The 13,989-nt window shown below is 62.9% G+C and carries 14 protein-coding genes; 6 read left to right on the top strand and 8 right to left on the bottom strand.

The annotated features are described in order from the left end of the window. The first annotated feature begins 274 nt into the window (after nt 1-274). Nucleotides 275-958, top strand: a complete 684-nt coding sequence (locus NR187_RS07430; RefSeq protein WP_211384749.1) for a helix-turn-helix domain-containing protein — start codon at nt 275-277, stop codon at nt 956-958. Here NR187_RS07430 and NR187_RS07425 read toward each other — a convergent pair. Genes NR187_RS07425 through NR187_RS07410 form a run of 4 tightly spaced genes read right to left on the bottom strand, consistent with a single transcriptional unit; the run spans nt 936 to nt 5,183 of the window. Beyond that, nucleotides 936-1,394, bottom strand: coding sequence for a potassium channel family protein (locus NR187_RS07425; RefSeq protein ID WP_211384748.1), 459 nt, complete (start codon nt 1,392-1,394; stop codon nt 936-938). The two genes, NR187_RS07430 and NR187_RS07425, sit on opposite strands and share 23 nt — an antisense overlap. 26 nt (nt 1,395-1,420) lie before the next feature. After that, a complete protein-coding gene (locus NR187_RS07420) occupies nt 1,421-1,771 on the bottom strand; it encodes a phasin (protein ID WP_211384747.1) in 351 nt (116 codons plus the stop codon). Nucleotides 1,772-1,802: 31 nt separating this feature from the next. Then, nucleotides 1,803-2,666, bottom strand: a complete 864-nt coding sequence (locus NR187_RS07415) for an alpha/beta fold hydrolase (RefSeq protein ID WP_211384746.1) — start codon at nt 2,664-2,666, stop codon at nt 1,803-1,805. 9 nt (nt 2,667-2,675) lie between these two features. Then, nucleotides 2,676-5,183 carry an alpha/beta hydrolase gene (locus tag NR187_RS07410; RefSeq protein ID WP_211384745.1) on the bottom strand — a complete coding sequence of 836 codons (2,508 nt, stop codon included), beginning with the start codon at nt 5,181-5,183 and terminating at the stop codon, nt 2,676-2,678. Nucleotides 5,184-5,316: 133 nt separating this feature from the next. Between NR187_RS07410 and NR187_RS07405 the strand changes: the two genes are divergently transcribed. The 5 genes from NR187_RS07405 (at nt 5,317) to NR187_RS07385 (ending at nt 8,700) form a co-directional block, all read left to right on the top strand. After that, nucleotides 5,317-6,243 carry an alpha/beta fold hydrolase gene (locus NR187_RS07405; RefSeq protein WP_211384744.1) on the top strand — a complete coding sequence of 309 codons (927 nt, stop codon included), beginning with the start codon at nt 5,317-5,319 and terminating at the stop codon, nt 6,241-6,243. Nucleotides 6,244-6,395: 152 nt separating this feature from the next. Next, entirely contained in the window at nt 6,396-6,848 is a 453-nt protein-coding gene (locus NR187_RS07400; protein ID WP_256806159.1) for a hypothetical protein, read from the top strand. Between the two features lie 78 nt (nt 6,849-6,926). Then, nucleotides 6,927-7,574: a CoA transferase subunit A gene (locus NR187_RS07395; protein WP_256806158.1), complete on the top strand. Its 648-nt coding sequence runs from the start codon at nt 6,927-6,929 to the stop codon at nt 7,572-7,574. Between the two features lie 3 nt (nt 7,575-7,577). Then, on the top strand, nt 7,578-8,228 hold the full coding sequence (locus NR187_RS07390) for a 3-oxoacid CoA-transferase subunit B (protein ID WP_211384741.1): 651 nt from the start codon (nt 7,578-7,580) through the stop codon (nt 8,226-8,228). A gap of 13 nt (nt 8,229-8,241) precedes the next feature. Then, nucleotides 8,242-8,700 (top strand): MaoC family dehydratase, encoded by a 459-nt coding sequence (locus NR187_RS07385; RefSeq protein ID WP_211384740.1) that lies wholly within the window; start codon nt 8,242-8,244, stop codon nt 8,698-8,700. A gap of 32 nt (nt 8,701-8,732) precedes the next feature. Here NR187_RS07385 and fabI read toward each other — a convergent pair whose 3' ends face one another. Genes fabI through NR187_RS07365 form a run of 4 tightly spaced genes read right to left on the bottom strand, consistent with a single transcriptional unit; the run spans nt 8,733 to nt 13,946 of the window. Next, nucleotides 8,733-9,521: an enoyl-ACP reductase FabI gene (gene fabI / locus NR187_RS07380; protein ID WP_256806157.1), complete on the bottom strand. Its 789-nt coding sequence runs from the start codon at nt 9,519-9,521 to the stop codon at nt 8,733-8,735. After that, a complete protein-coding gene (locus tag NR187_RS07375; RefSeq protein WP_256806156.1) occupies nt 9,518-10,732 on the bottom strand; it encodes an acetate/propionate family kinase in 1,215 nt (404 codons plus the stop codon). The genes fabI and NR187_RS07375 overlap by 4 nt, the downstream gene beginning before the upstream one ends. Nucleotides 10,733-10,737: 5 nt before the next feature. Beyond that, the gene (locus NR187_RS07370) at nt 10,738-11,694 is read right to left on the bottom strand and encodes a phosphate acetyltransferase (RefSeq protein ID WP_256806155.1); all 957 of its coding nucleotides are present in this window, start codon (nt 11,692-11,694) and stop codon (nt 10,738-10,740) included. 23 nt (nt 11,695-11,717) lie between these two features. Then, entirely contained in the window at nt 11,718-13,946 is a 2,229-nt protein-coding gene (locus NR187_RS07365) for a DUF3141 domain-containing protein (RefSeq protein WP_256806154.1), read from the bottom strand. Nucleotides 13,947-13,989 lie beyond the last annotated feature (43 nt).

Here is a 13,989-nt window from a genome sequence, read left to right as displayed (position 1 = left end):
CACCGTCCGTCCGAAGTCACGGCATAATCGAACAGCAACATTATGCCGAAATATCTCGATCGCACCATACTCCCCAGAGATCGGGCAGGCCCCATGCCAATCATCTCATTTAGCGCACCGTTCGCTGCGCTGTCCTTTGGTACAATGAACCTAGAGACAATGGCTGAATATGCGGTTTTAGTCGTAAGCCACCCATGCGGGAATGGGGGTATCGGCGGCTCCTTCCCCTCAACGATGGCGGGCTATCACATCATCATCAGTTCGGGAGTTGGCCATGTTCATCCGTAGCGCCATCGATACCTCCCCTCGCCCCAACTCGCTGCGCGAACTCGGAATGACCAGTGATTCGAATCCGATCATCAGTTTAAACGAATTTGCCTACAAGAAGGGTACCGAGATCTACGGCGAGAAGGAGCCCGCGGACTACGTCTACCAGGTCAAGCTGGGCGCGGTCCGAAGCTACAAGTTGCTGTCCGACGGCCGCCGCCAGATCGGCGCGTTTCACCTGGCCGGCGACATATTCGGGTTGGAGAACGGCAGCGAACACAGATTCACGGCGGAGGCCGTCGTCGACACCGCGGTTCGCCTGGTCAGGCGGCAAAGCCTCGAGCTCGTTGCGGAAAGCGACGCCATGGTCGCTCGAAATCTGCTCAGCATGACCACCAGCAATCTTCAGCATGCCGAAGACCACATGCTGCTGCTGGGCCGCAAGACATCGCTGGAGCGGGTCGCGGCCTTCCTGATCGAAATGGACAAGCGGCTGACGGCCGCGGGCATCCTGGCGCTCCCGATGTCGCGGCGCGACATCGCGGACTATCTCGGACTGACCCTGGAGACCGTGTCCCGCGCGCTGTCGCGACTGCACGAGCTCGGCATCCTCGGCTTCATCGGCAGCAACCAGCGCCAGATCGTGCTGCTGGATCGGCCGCAGCTCGCTAGCCTCGATCTGCAGAACTAGACCCGGCGGCCGCAATAGCGGCGAGATGTTCGAGCGTCTTGCGCAGCACCTCGAACAAGACGGCGGTGGACCAGCCGAACATCAGGATTCCGTTCATTGCGGTCATCGGTCCGGTTAGCCGCCACCCCTCCACGGGAGTAATATCGCCATAGCCGAGCGTGGTGTAGTTCACGAAGGTAAAATACAGCAGATCGCTTCCGGCAGGCGCTGCGCCAACCACGGCATAGGCCAGCGCCCAGACCAGCACCTCAACCGTATGCGCGACCATCAAAATGACAGCCGTCGTGACCATCACGGCCATCAGATGCGATCGAGGCCGCGACGTATGCTGCAATCCCGCCGCGCGAGCGATGTCGATCGCTGCAACGGTCACCAGCGCGTGGATCATGATGTCGATCACGCTGACGAAGGTGCCGAGCAGGAACTGAACCGCCATCGCGCGCCCCGAGGCAACCGCACTGCTCACGCCTTCGGCGTAAAGGCCCCTGCCGCCGCCTTCATTGCGGACTCGCCCATGCTCCTGGTCTGATCGGTGAGCAAACGCATCTGCTCCTGGAAGAAATCGGACTGGATCTTGAGCGCGTCCTGCATGTCCTTGGCCTGAATGATCTTGTCGCCGAGATCAAATGTCGCAGCGACGTTGCGCTGCATGTAGCTGCAGAATTCCTTGGCCTGGTTGGCAATCGGCAGCGGCGAGGCGCTCAGGCCCTTCTCCAGCTGCTCGAAATATTCCGCATTGGCCTTGCGCAGACGGCCGAGCGTCTCGGCTAGCATCGTACGAATGCCTTCGGCAGATGGATTGATGTCGGCCATGGTGTCGTTCCTCCTGGTTATGCTGCAAGTCCTATGCCGTTAGCCCGCCGAACCACGCACCGAAATAGCCGGCGTAGAGTGCGGGCAGTTCGAGATTCATTGAATGTCCGACCCGGGGCACCACGACGAGCCGGCAATCCGGCATCGCCTCGGCCATCCTGCGAAGATCGGCCGGCGGAATCCAGCCGTCCCACTCGCCCCAGAGCACCAGATGCGAATGCCCGATATCCGGCATCCGGAGCTCCAGCTCGCGGCTCTCCTTCTCGCGGGTGAGATTGACGGGCGTGCCGATCCAGATGCCCTCGGAGACACCAAAGGTCTGTTCGATGATCCGGTCGAACAGCGCCTGGATGTCCGGGATCCCTGGACGGAATTGCGGGATCATATTCGGCGCCATGCTTTCCGGCACGAACAAAGATGACGCTGCGGTCGCCATCACCGACCGGGTCAACTCCTTGCTCGCCATCATCGCGCGGAACAGCCCGATCTGGTCGGCATTGAATGCCATGCCGAGCGGGGTGACCGGATCAAGCGCAAACACCCGTCCGAACCGGCGTGGCTGCATCAACAGCATGCGGGCCGCAATGATGCCGCCGGTCGAATGCGTTGCAAGATGGCAGTAATTGATACCCAGCGTATCCAGTGCAGCCAGCATGTCCTGCGCGTGCTGCTGCATCGTATAGTTGGTATAATCGACCGTGGGCTTCGGCCGATCGCTGTCGCCGCAGCCGCGCCAGTCGATCCCGATCACACGGAGGCCGGAGGGAAAAAGCGGCGCAGCGAGCTCGATCCAGTCCTTGCTGGCGAGATTGCCGTGGATGAAGACGACGGTGATGTCGCCGTGTCCCCACTCTCGCCAGCCCAGCTGAATTTCACCCGCCTGCACCCTCGGCATGAACCGGTCCTACTTGTTCAGGCCGGCAGTGGGCGCCGCGCCTGGCGGCGTCGGTGCCACCGGCAGGGCCGAAACCACCGAGCCCTTGATCATGCGATCGGTCCCGAGCGGCGATGACGTGTCGACGCTTCCCCTCGTCACGAAATCCACGACGTCGGCCGGATACTCGACCGGGTTGTCGGTATGAATGAAGTGCCCGGTCTCCGGATAGATCTTGAGGATCGGCCGGTTACCCGCATTGGTCATGCGCGTCATGAACGGTGTGATGGCGTCGCGGCCGAGATCCGTCAGCCCGTTGAAGGCGGGCGTCGGGATGAACGGCTCCTTGTCGCCAAAGGCGAGAAAGATCGGTGCCTTGATCTGCGTGAGTCGCTCGTAGAGGTTCTTCGGATCATCCTGCTGGAGCTCCGCACCGATCGTGTAGACGTCATAGATGAACACGTTGCACCACTGCTCGAGCTCCTTCGGATTACCTTTGGTCAGCCCGACGCGCTGCTCGGTGTGGAGGCGGGCATATTCGCTGTCGCTGAAGAAATAGCCGCTCTTCGCCGCAGACACCGCGCCGGTCTCAGGGTCGCGCTTCTTGAAGTAGAAGAAATCGCGGATGTTCTGCTCGTCACGCGCCTTCTCCGCGGCCAGAATGCCGGTTTGGTCCCAGGTCGCCTTCCACTTGTCGAAGTCATGATCGAAGGCCGGGTCGAACAATCGCGCCTTCTTGCCCTTGGCGATAGTGATGTCGCGCGGATATTCCTCGAGCCCCGACGGCGCCTCCAGTGCGAGGCCCTGCACCGCATCCGGCCAGGTCAGGGCGTAACCCATCACGAACTGCCCGCCGAGCGAATGGCCGAGATAGTACGCTTTCTTGACGCCGAGCTGGTTGACGACGAGGTCGTAGATGACCTCGCGCATGTCCTGCATGGTGCGCGCCAGACTCTTGTCGAGATTGCCGGGCCCGGACATGCCGTAATGCGGCAGGTCGGGCACAATCACGCGCAGGCCGCTGCGTAGCGCATACTGCATGATGTTGCCGTAGTGGCCGCCGAAAGCGCCCTTGCCATGGATGACGACGAGGACCTTCGGATCCTTGTCGGTGCCGGCATATTCATCCATGTAGCCGATCTGCCAGGTATTGCCGCTCTTGTCCTTGGCGTTGGCGTATTTGACCGGATAGGGGTAGGTCACGAACTCCTTCCAGAACGACTTCTTCGGATCGATATTCCCGGCGACGCCGGGCACGCGATAGTTCTTGTCGACGAACTTCTGCGCGCGATCGAGGCTTGCGACATCGTCCATGAAGGCGACGAACTTCGGGTCGTTCTTCCGCTGGTTGATGATCGGAAACACGCCATAATGGGCGACCGGGCTTTCTTGAGCGATAAGGTCCGCACCGGGCACGCGGTCGACCGCCTGTTGTGCCAGCTTGAAGTTCAGCCAAAGGTCGTTCGTGATGTGCATCACCAGCGTGCGCGCCTGGATGCGGCCGAGATAAGCGTTGATGTTGTGCGTTTCGCCGACCCGGTTGCGCCAGACGAGGTCGACCGCGTCGTAAAGCTTGGCACGGTTGACGACGTTCAGCGCCGCCTTTTCGTTCGGTGGGTCCCAATAGAAGATTTCGGGCTGGACGGCCCCCCAGTTCTGGGACGTACGGAAGGCAAAGTCATAGCCCGTCATGCCGAGGATCGACCAGCCGAATGCCACGCCCGGCATCGGATGCTTCTCCTTGGGCAGCTTGTAATAATCGCCCTTCGTCGCCTGCCACACCGGATCGGATTCGATCGCTGCGGTCATCATCTGGAACGTCCAGTTGCCGACGGGATCCTCGCCATCCGACTGCGTCGTGCCACCGATCGGCATCAGCGCGCCGATATATTCCGGATGCATCACGCCCCAGACATAGGTCTGGGTGCCGCCCATCGAGACGCCCGACACGAGGGCCACGCGCGCGACCTTCAGCTCGTCGCGCAGCAGCCGGTAATTGGCCTGGACCATGTCATAGTAGCTGTACTGCGGAAACTTGATGCCAAGCCCGTCGGACGGCTTGCTCGCGCCCCAGGTCCCGAGCGGGTCGACCATGATGACGTAATAGCGGTCGGTATCGATCGGCCGGCCCGGACCGATGATGGGCACGGTGCCGGACAAGGCGGCGCCCTTGACCCACTGCTCATACATGTCGGTGGAATCGCCGGAATAGTATGAGTTGATGACGACGGCATTGGTGATCTCGCCGGCGGCATTGCGCCGCGGCGTGCCGACCGCGATATAGGCCGTGTGCAGTTTCCCGGCGCCAAGCGATTCCAGCGTGACGCCGCCCTCGCCGCCATTCTCCCATTTCGAGGGATCGGCGAGATCGTACTTTCCGCCGAGGCGGAAGTTGGCGATCTCGTAGGTCTTCTTCAACCCGTCGTGCTGCACCTGCGACGAGCGGCGCGAGAACGGCTGCGCGACCGCAAGCGATGTCCCGATCAACAGCAACAGCAGGCTGATGAGATATCGCCGCATGACATGTCTCACGATCATGGCGAATTCCTCCGGCAGGCTACATTTTTTCAAACGCTATGAGCGGCGGCGGCGCGACCCTTGATCTAGCGCAAGGGAATTCGCACTGCGCGCGCGAGAATTTCCACGACGAATTTCCCGCCGGGGCGCCGCGATGCCTTTCCTCAGCCACGGCTCCTACCGGATCCGGTACGAGCTCGACGGTCCTGCCAAGGCGCCGGCCTATGTGCTGGTCAACGGACTGACACAATATTCCGAACTGTGGACCCCCTATCGCGACGCGCTGATCGCGCGTGGGTTTCGCGTTGCGACCTTCGATCTGCTCGGTCAGGGCGCCTCCGACAAGCCCGCGCTCTTCATCAATCAGGACGACCAGGTCCTGGCGCTGCATCGCCTGATCGGCGAGCTCGGCGATGAGCCGATCTTCCTCAGCGGTATCAGCTTCGGCGGCTTGATCGCGCTTCGCTACGCCATCGAGCATGGCAAGCGCCTTTCGGGCCTGGTGCCGATGAGCTGCTTTGCCGAGCTTTCGCCCCAGCTTCTCTTGATCGGCAATGCCCTGCGCACCGGACTGATCCTGGGCGGCACCGGCTATCTCCAGGATCTGCTGCTGCCGATGAACCTGTCCGATGAATGGCTCAAGCCGCTGCTGAACAAGCTCGACAGCGTGAAGCGGCAGGGCTGGCTGGTCAACGATGTCTACGCGCTTCAGAACCTGATGGAGTCGTTTCTCGACTTTCAGCCGCTGACGCCGCAGCTTTCGTCGATCGCCGTGCCGACCATGATCCTGAACGGCGAGTTCGACTTCCTGACGCCGCGCGCGCTGCACGAGACCTTGCGGGTCGAAATCCCCGACAGCGCGCTCGTGATCATCCCGCGTGCCTATCACGCCTTTACGCTCGAGAAGGGTGCGCTCACAGCTGACCTGCTCGCGCGCTTCGCCGATGACGTGCTGGCCGGACGCTGGCGGGGCAACAAGGCGGTCTGGATTGCGCCGGAAGATCCCGGCGATGAGCTCACCCCGTTTCCCGCCGGCTACGATCATCTGCGCGCGATCCCCGTGCAGGGGACGTCAACATGAGCGGATTCTTTGGACCTCTCGATCCCGAAGGTCGCGTACCACCGCACCAGCAGACGCGCGCCGCCGCTTTCCTGATCTCCGCCCATGGCGCCCTGGCGCGGCAGTTCGCGTTCACCCTGCCCCTCAAGCTTCAGTCCGCCTGGCAGAGCGAGTTGAACGCGCAGTTCTACCGCGAGACCGAGATCGTCTCGCTTCTGATGCGCGCAACCACGTGGGTGCCTGACCTTGCCCTGTGCTACATGGCCACGTCCTGGGAGACAGCATGGTTCCCGACGCCGATCAAAGGCATCAGCGAAAGCTTACTTGCGCAAGCGGTGCACCTGACCACGCTTGCCCATGCCGTTCATGCCGGAATACGACCGGCGGCCTTGCTGCCGATCGAGGCGAATGCGAACGATCCCTTCGCGGTGGCGCTGCGCCGGATCGAATTCGAGAGCGGCCGGCTGTTGCAGGCTCAAATCATGTTCCTGAAGGGGCCGGACCTGGTGCCTTTCAGAGATGTCGTCGGCGCGGCGCTCGAACGCCGACACACCGAGTTGCGCAAGCTCTGGAGCGACGCGCTCGAAAGCGTGGGAATCGCAGTCGCGAATAATGCGGGGGCTTGACGCAGATCAAGGGCGCGCGGCCGGCGCCCCCCAACATTCAACAACCGTCGCTTCTGTGCCCCGACCGGAGTTGTCGTCATGAAGGTCGTTTCCGTCGAAGAAGCCGTCGCAATGATCCCGGCGGGCGCCAGCGTCATGGTCGGCGGGTTCATGGGCGTCGGGACACCGGAGCGACTGCTCGACGAGATCGTGCGCCAGAAGAAGACCGGCCTGTCGTTGATCTGCAACGACGCTGCGACCCCCGGCAAAGGCGTCGGCAAGCTGTTCGACGCTGCGCTGGTGTCGCGGTTGACCGCAACGCATATCGGTCTCAATGCGAAGGCGCAGCAGCAGATGCTGGCTAGCACGATCGCCGTCGATCTCATACCGCAGGGAACATTTGCCGAGCGCATTCGCGCCGGCGGATGCGGCCTGGGCGGCGTCCTGACGTCGACCGGTGTCGGCACGCTGGTTGCGGAAGGCAAGCGCCAGATCGAAGTCGAGGGTAAGCCGTACGTGCTGGAGACGGCCCTGCGTGCGCAGTTCGCGCTGGTGCACGCCTTTCTCGCGGATTACCTCGGCAACCTGACCTACGCGCTGACGGCGCGCAACTTCAACCCGATCATGGCGATGGCGGCCGACACGGTGATCGTGACGGCCGAGAACATCGTGCCCGTCGGTGTGATCGCTCCCGACCACGTCGTGACGCCGGCACCGCTCGTCGACTACCTCATTGCGAACGGGTGACCCATGGATCCGCAGATTGTCATCGCCCGGCGCGTCGCCAAGGAGCTGAAGAGCGGCGACCTCGTCAATCTCGGCATCGGCATTCCGACGCTGGTTGCGAACTACGTTCCGGCGGATCTGAAAGTATTCTTCCAGTCGGAGAACGGACTGATCGGCACCGGGCCCATCCCCGAGCAAGGTCTGGCGCATCCGACGCTGACGGACGCAGGCGGACGCCCGATCAGTGCGCTGCCCGGCGCCAGCACCTTCGACAGCGCGATGTCGTTCGGATTGATCCGCGGCGGCCACGTCGATGTCACCGTGCTCGGCGGTCTTCAGGTCGATGCGCACGGCCATCTCGCCAATTGGATGATCCCTGGCAAGATGGTGCCCGGCATGGGCGGCGCGATGGACCTCGTCAGCGGCGCCAAGCGCGTCATCGTCGCCATGCAGCATGCCGCAAAGGGCAAGTCGAAGATCGTCGGCAAGTGCACGTTGCCGCTAACCTCCGCGCGGCCCGTCCATCTCGTCGTCACCGACATGGCGGTGATCGGCTTCCCGGACGGCAAGGCCACGCTGCTGGAGACCGCGCCGGGCGTCAGCGTCGGTGAAGTCATGGCGGTGACGGAGGCCGACCTCGTCGTCCCCGACCACGTCCCGGAAATGAATATCTGACGAGGTGACGGACATGCGAATATTCAGCGATTTCGACGAGATCAGATCCGCGGTCGGCACCGAAATCGGCGTCAGCGACTGGATCGAGGTGACGCAGGATCGGATCAACAGGTTTGCGGAAGCGACGTGCGACGAGCAGTGGATCCATGTCGACCAGGAGCGTGCGAGGAAGGAACTGCCCGGCGGCACCACCATCGCCCACGGACTGTTGTCGCTGGCGCTGGCGCCGATGTTTATCCGATCGGTAATGGGGCTGAAGGGCCTGCGCAACACCCTGAACTACGGCGCGGACAGGATCCGGTACCTTGCGCCGGTCCCGGCGGGCTCAAAGCTGCGCGGCCGCGTCACCGTTGCCGAGACGGAGGACGTGCCTCCCGACGGCCTGCGCGTGAACTACCATCTCGTGATCGAGATCGAAGGCGGCAAACGCCCGGCTTGCGTCGCCGAGTTGATCGCCCTGCACTATCGCTAGCCGGCGCGCGGGACGCCCGCCGGGCTCGTCGTTCAATCGATGATGTGATAGCCACCGTCGATATAAAGCACGCCGCCAGTGATCAGCTTGGCGCCGTCAAGGGCGAGGAAGGCCGTGGCGTTGCCGACGTCCTCGATGCTGACGAGGCTGCGCGCCGGCGCCTTGGATTGCGCCTTGTCCATCAACTCGTCGAATTCCGGGATGCCTGACGCCGCGCGCGTGGCCAGCGGGCCGGGCGAGATCGCGTGCACGCGGATGCCCTTCGGCCCCAGTTCGGCGGCAATGTAGCGGACGGATGCTTCAAGCGCCGCCTTGGCCACACCCATCACGTTGTAGTTCTCGACCACCATCTGGCTGCCGTAATAGGTCATGGTGAACATCGTGCCGCCGTTCTTCATCAGCGGTTCGGCCAGATGAGCCATGCGCATGAATGACCAGCAGGAGACTTCCATCGTCTTCAGGAAGCCGTCGCGGCCGACGTCCACCACGCGCCCGTGCAAGGCTTCCTTTGGCGAGAAGGCGATCGAGTGCAGCAGGAAATCGAGCTGCCCCCATTCCTTCTCGACCCGGGCGAACACCTCCTCCGTCTGTCCTTCCACCATGACGTCCAGCGGCATGAAGATCGGCGCCTCAAGCGCCTGCGCGAGCGGCTCGACATGTTTTTTGGCGCGGTCATTGAGGTAGGTCACCGCGAGATCCGCTCCGAGCGCGCGGAAGGCCCTGGCGCATCCCCATGCGATCGACTGGTCGTTGGCGATGCCGACGACAAGGCCTTTCTTGCCCTTGAGGGCGACCTTGGTTTCCGGAAATGCGGGAATCATGACGCTTTCTCATGTCTGGGGGTGGACGATGGCGAGTTCATCAGCAGCGACAGCGTGTGTTGCGCGATCATCAGTTCTTCGTCGGTCGGCACGACGTAGACGGGAACGAGGCTGTGCGAGCGCGATATCAGCCGGGCATTACGGGCGTTTTCCGCCTGGTCGATGCCGACGCCGAGCCATGCGAGTTGATCGCAGATGCGCGCGCGAATAGTCGCGGAGTTCTCGCCAATGCCGGCCGTGAAGACGAAGGCATCCAGCCCTTGCAATGCCGCCGCGAGCATGCCGGCGTTGAGCCCGATCCGATAGACGAAATAGTCGATCGCCAGCTTGGCGTTAAAGCTGTCGCTGGCTTCAAGCTCGCGCATGTCGTTGCTGATGCCGGACAATCCCTTGAGGCCGCAATCGCGATAGAGGAAATCCTGGACGTTCGGCGCGGACATTCCCTTCTCGGAGATGAGGTAGAGCACGACGCCCGGATCGATCTGACCGGGGCGCGTCCCCATCGGGAGCCCGTCGAGGGCCGTGAAACCCATGGTGCTCTCGACGCTGCGTCCGCCTCTGATCGCGCACATCGAGGCTCCGCTCCCGAGATGCGCGACGATCACCCGCCCATTCGCAATTTTCGGCGCGATCTTCGGCAAGGACTTCGCAATGTATTCGTAGGAGAGACCGTGAAAGCCGTAGCGGCGCACGCCCTCGGCATGAAGCTGGTGCGGGATCGCATAATGATCAGCGACCGCGCTATGCGTGCGATGAAATGCGGTATCGAAACAGGCGACCTGCGGAAGCGCCGGAAAATTGGCGAGAATCGAGCGGATCGGCGCCAGATTGTGCGGCTGATGCAGCGGCGCCAGCGCGATGAACCGTTCCAGCCGGGTCACGACGCCATGGTCGATCCGGATCGGGCGATCATAGTCGGGTCCGCCGTGAACGACGCGGTGGCCGACGGCAATGGGCTGGATGCGAAGCTCGTCCCTCAGCCAGGCGCCGGCGATGTCCATCGCGGCGGGGACGTCCGGCACCGTCTCGATCGGATAAGCGCGATCGGCAAGCGGATCGCCACTGGCGCCGCTCGCGCGCAGGCGCGGACGGCTTCCAATGCCGTCGATCTGCCCCTTGAGCTGCTGACGTAGCGCTCCTTCACCCTCGATCGAATAGATCTGGAACTTGACGCTGGAAGAGCCGGCATTGACGACAAGGATAGTGTCCATGGCGCTCACGCGGCAATCGTCGGAGCATGCTGGCGCCGCGCGTGGGCGTACAGCGCTGCCACCGCGCAGGAAGCCATCCTCGCACGCGCCGAGTCCGCGCGCGAGGTCAGGACAACGGGCACCCGGGCTCCAAGCACGATGCCGGCGCCGTCCGCCTTGGCGAAATAGGCGAGATTCTTCGCGAGCATATTGCCGGCCTCGAGGTCTGGAACGACCAGGATCTGCGCCCGGCCGGCGACCTCCGATTTGATTCCCTTGATCCGCGCTGCCTCCATATCGATGGCATTGTCGAACGCGAGCGGGCCGTCGAGCAGCCCGCCGGTGATCTGGCCGCGATCGGCCATCTTGCAGAGCGCGGCCGCCTCGATCGTGGACGGAATCTTCGAGGTCACCGTTTCGACGGCCGACAGGATCGCCACCCGCGGCGACGTGCCGAAGCCCGCCTGATTATAGAGATCGATCGCGTTCTGAATGATGTCCCGCTTGGCGTCGAGATCGGGAAAGATGTTGATGGCCGCATCCGTCACGAAGATGGTCTCGGCATAAGCCGGCACGTCCATCACGAAGACATGGCTGATGCGTCGGTCGGTGCGCAGGCCGCCGACCTTGGCGGTGACGGCGCGCATCAGTTCGTCGGTGTGCAGACTGCCCTTCATCAGCAGCTCGCCTTTGCCGACATGGATCAGTTCGACCCCGCGGGCGGCAGATTCGTCGCTGTGCGCGGCATCGACAATCTCGAAGGGAGCAATGTCGAGGCCATGTTTGGCGGCCGTCTCCCGGATCTTCTTTTCAGGCCCGACCAGGATTGGCCGGATGATGCCGGCCTGTGCACTTTCGACGGCACCGCGCAGAGATGTCTCGTCGCAGGGATGCACGACGACGGTCGGGGTCGGCGGCACCGCCCTCGCGGCGGCGATCAGGCGGTCGTATTTGCTCGGGGTCTGCGTCGCGTCGGCTGACATGAGGCCGCTCCTTCCAACCAGTGTTACGACGCCTTCGCCTTGGGATCGAAAGGGGCAACGTTCGACGCCCTCCCCGACGTCTCGCCGGCGTCGAGACCGAACAGCGTTGCGACACGCTGCAGGCGGCTGGCGCGCTCGCCCGTGATATCCTCACTGGCCGACAGCACCTCGTTCATCGTCGTAAAGGCAGCTCGGCGTTGATTGACGTCGTCGGGGAGCAACTTCGGAATCGCAGCCAGCGCCGCCTCGCGATCGAGCAGCAGCATGAAGAATTGCTCGCGGACCAGCATCTTGAACTCTGGAAGCGTCAACTTCGCTCCGCTGTCGTCGCGACGAGCCTGCCGCAACGCCTCGATGCTGCGCTCGTCCACCATTCCTCTCGCCGAGCCGACATAGAGCAGGGCACGAATGGCAGCTTCGCGCAGTCCGCCCTCCCCAATCCTGGATTTGAGCTCGGCGGTCCGTTTCTCGAGCATGGCGCGGTGTTCGGCGGGCATCTCCCGCCGGTGCGACGGGTCGGCCTTCGGATCGATCCCGACGGCAGCCTGGAGCGCTGGCGAGCCATACACGTTGAGGAAGATCGCTTCGCTCAGCGCTTCCTGCGAATCGCGCCAGGCGTCCAGGACATGAACGATCTGCTTGGAGACCTGCTCCTGAAACGCCAGGAAAGGATTGTCCTTCGAAACCGGCTTGCGGTTCTCTTCCAAGCCATCCGCCGCCGACTTCACCGCCGTCATCCACGGATTCTGACTGCTGAACGCCTCATACTGCGTCCGCAACGGATGCAGATTGCGCATCAACTCCGCCGTTTGGGGCGCCACCATGCTCTTGATCCATGGCTGCACGAACTTCCGATAGGCGGCGAGGTTGAGCTCCGAGACTCGCTTGGCGGCGGCGAAGCGGCGCTCGTCCTCGGGCGAATTGCCGCCCATGGCCCGGATGTCGTCGAGCGTCCGCGCCTCGCAGCGCATCACCCACTCGCCGATGGTGAGGTCCGCATGCGTGGTGTCGGCGCCCTTGGCCTCGAAGGTCGCCTCGTAAAGTCCGGGCGGCAGCACGTCGATCAGGTCGATATTGCTGGAGAATTCCGCGTGCTCCTTCTTGGCCACGCCGCCGGAGACGAAGATGCCGAGATGGCCGACGCTCTCGTGAACGGTGTAGACAATGGTCTGCCCATAGGACCTGATATCGTCGACGTCGGCATAGCAATCGAGAATCCAGCCCAGCGCCTGCTGCGGCGGCGTGATGTTGTCGCCTTTCGAGCAGAACACCACGATCGGCGACCTGATATTGCGCAAGTCCACCTGCTGGCCGTCGGACATCTTGATGTTGCCGGCGGCCAGATTGTTGCCGACGAAGAGCTCATCGACAATGAACTGGATTTCCTCGGCGTTGAGGTTGACGTGTCCGCCCCACCACCGCTCGAACTCGAGGTAACGCTCGGCCTCGGTGTCGACTTTCGAATAGACGTTATACTGCTTGGTCCAGAGCGTGTTCGAAGGATTCTGGCTCTCGAAATTCTGTACCAGCCAGGCGCCGTCGAATTTGCCTGCGCCGAGATCACCGACAAGTGCGGTCAGCCAGCTTCCGCCCAGCAGGCCGCCGGAATAGCGCATTGGATTCTTGCCGTGCACGCCCGCCCAATAAGCGAGCGGCGCACCGGCGATGATCAGCGGTCCGAACAGTTCAGGCCGCAGCGACGCCAGGATCATGACGGCCCAGCCGGCTTGACAATTGCCGATCACGCAGGGCTTGCCGTCGGCTTCCGGATGGCGGCCGATGACCTTCTCGATGAACAGCGCCTCGGCGTGCGCAATCCGTTCAATGGTCTGTCCCGGCATCGGTTCCGGCAGGAAGCCGATGAAGTAGCAGGGATGACCCGCTTTCATCGCGACACCGATCTCGCTGTCGGCCTTGAATCCGCCGATACCCGGGCCGTGCCCGGCGCGCGGATCGATCACGATGAACGGGCGGCGTGCAGGATCGATCTCGACATCCTTGGGCGGGATGATGCGGACCAGCGCATAGTTCACGGGTTCATCCAGCTTGCGACCGTCGATGATCAATTCGGCGGCATATTGCAGGACGTGCGGCGCCGTCTGGGCGACGTGCTCCCGATACTGGTCGCCGCGCCGGCGCATCACGTCGAGAAACAGGATACTTCGCTGTCCGGCATCGACCATGTATTCGACCGCCGAAGCGACAAGTCCGGACATCGCGCCACCGGGTAACGCAGGCATTTCCATCGACATGGTTCGACCTCATCGTCGTGTCGATTTCATTCAAAGGCCTGCG

Origin of the sequence: Bradyrhizobium sp. Bra64, from assembly GCF_024519875.1 — a bacterium.
GTDB lineage: Bacteria > Pseudomonadota > Alphaproteobacteria > Rhizobiales > Xanthobacteraceae > Bradyrhizobium > Bradyrhizobium japonicum_G.
Note: the sequence above shows the minus strand (reverse complement) of the source record. Positions and strands in the feature narration are given on the sequence as shown.

What these genes read in the sequence shown, in the direction of transcription:
- NR187_RS07430 (WP_211384749.1), top strand. Translation starts at nt 275, where the DNA reads ATGTTCATCCGTAGCGCCATCGATACCTCCCCTCGCCCCAACTCGCTG.
- NR187_RS07425 (WP_211384748.1), bottom strand. Translation starts at nt 1,394, where the DNA reads ATGGCGGTTCAGTTCCTGCTCGGCACCTTCGTCAGCGTGATCGACATC.
- NR187_RS07420 (WP_211384747.1), bottom strand. Translation starts at nt 1,771, where the DNA reads ATGGCCGACATCAATCCATCTGCCGAAGGCATTCGTACGATGCTAGCC.
- NR187_RS07415 (WP_211384746.1), bottom strand. Translation starts at nt 2,666, where the DNA reads ATGCCGAGGGTGCAGGCGGGTGAAATTCAGCTGGGCTGGCGAGAGTGG.
- NR187_RS07410 (WP_211384745.1), bottom strand. Translation starts at nt 5,183, where the DNA reads ATGATCGTGAGACATGTCATGCGGCGATATCTCATCAGCCTGCTGTTG.
- NR187_RS07405 (WP_211384744.1), top strand. Translation starts at nt 5,317, where the DNA reads ATGCCTTTCCTCAGCCACGGCTCCTACCGGATCCGGTACGAGCTCGAC.
- NR187_RS07395 (WP_256806158.1), top strand. Translation starts at nt 6,927, where the DNA reads ATGAAGGTCGTTTCCGTCGAAGAAGCCGTCGCAATGATCCCGGCGGGC.
- NR187_RS07390 (WP_211384741.1), top strand. Translation starts at nt 7,578, where the DNA reads ATGGATCCGCAGATTGTCATCGCCCGGCGCGTCGCCAAGGAGCTGAAG.
- NR187_RS07385 (WP_211384740.1), top strand. Translation starts at nt 8,242, where the DNA reads ATGCGAATATTCAGCGATTTCGACGAGATCAGATCCGCGGTCGGCACC.
- fabI (WP_256806157.1), bottom strand. Translation starts at nt 9,521, where the DNA reads ATGATTCCCGCATTTCCGGAAACCAAGGTCGCCCTCAAGGGCAAGAAA.
- NR187_RS07375 (WP_256806156.1), bottom strand. Translation starts at nt 10,732, where the DNA reads ATGGACACTATCCTTGTCGTCAATGCCGGCTCTTCCAGCGTCAAGTTC.
- NR187_RS07370 (WP_256806155.1), bottom strand. Translation starts at nt 11,694, where the DNA reads ATGTCAGCCGACGCGACGCAGACCCCGAGCAAATACGACCGCCTGATC.
- NR187_RS07365 (WP_256806154.1), bottom strand. Translation starts at nt 13,946, where the DNA reads ATGTCGATGGAAATGCCTGCGTTACCCGGTGGCGCGATGTCCGGACTT.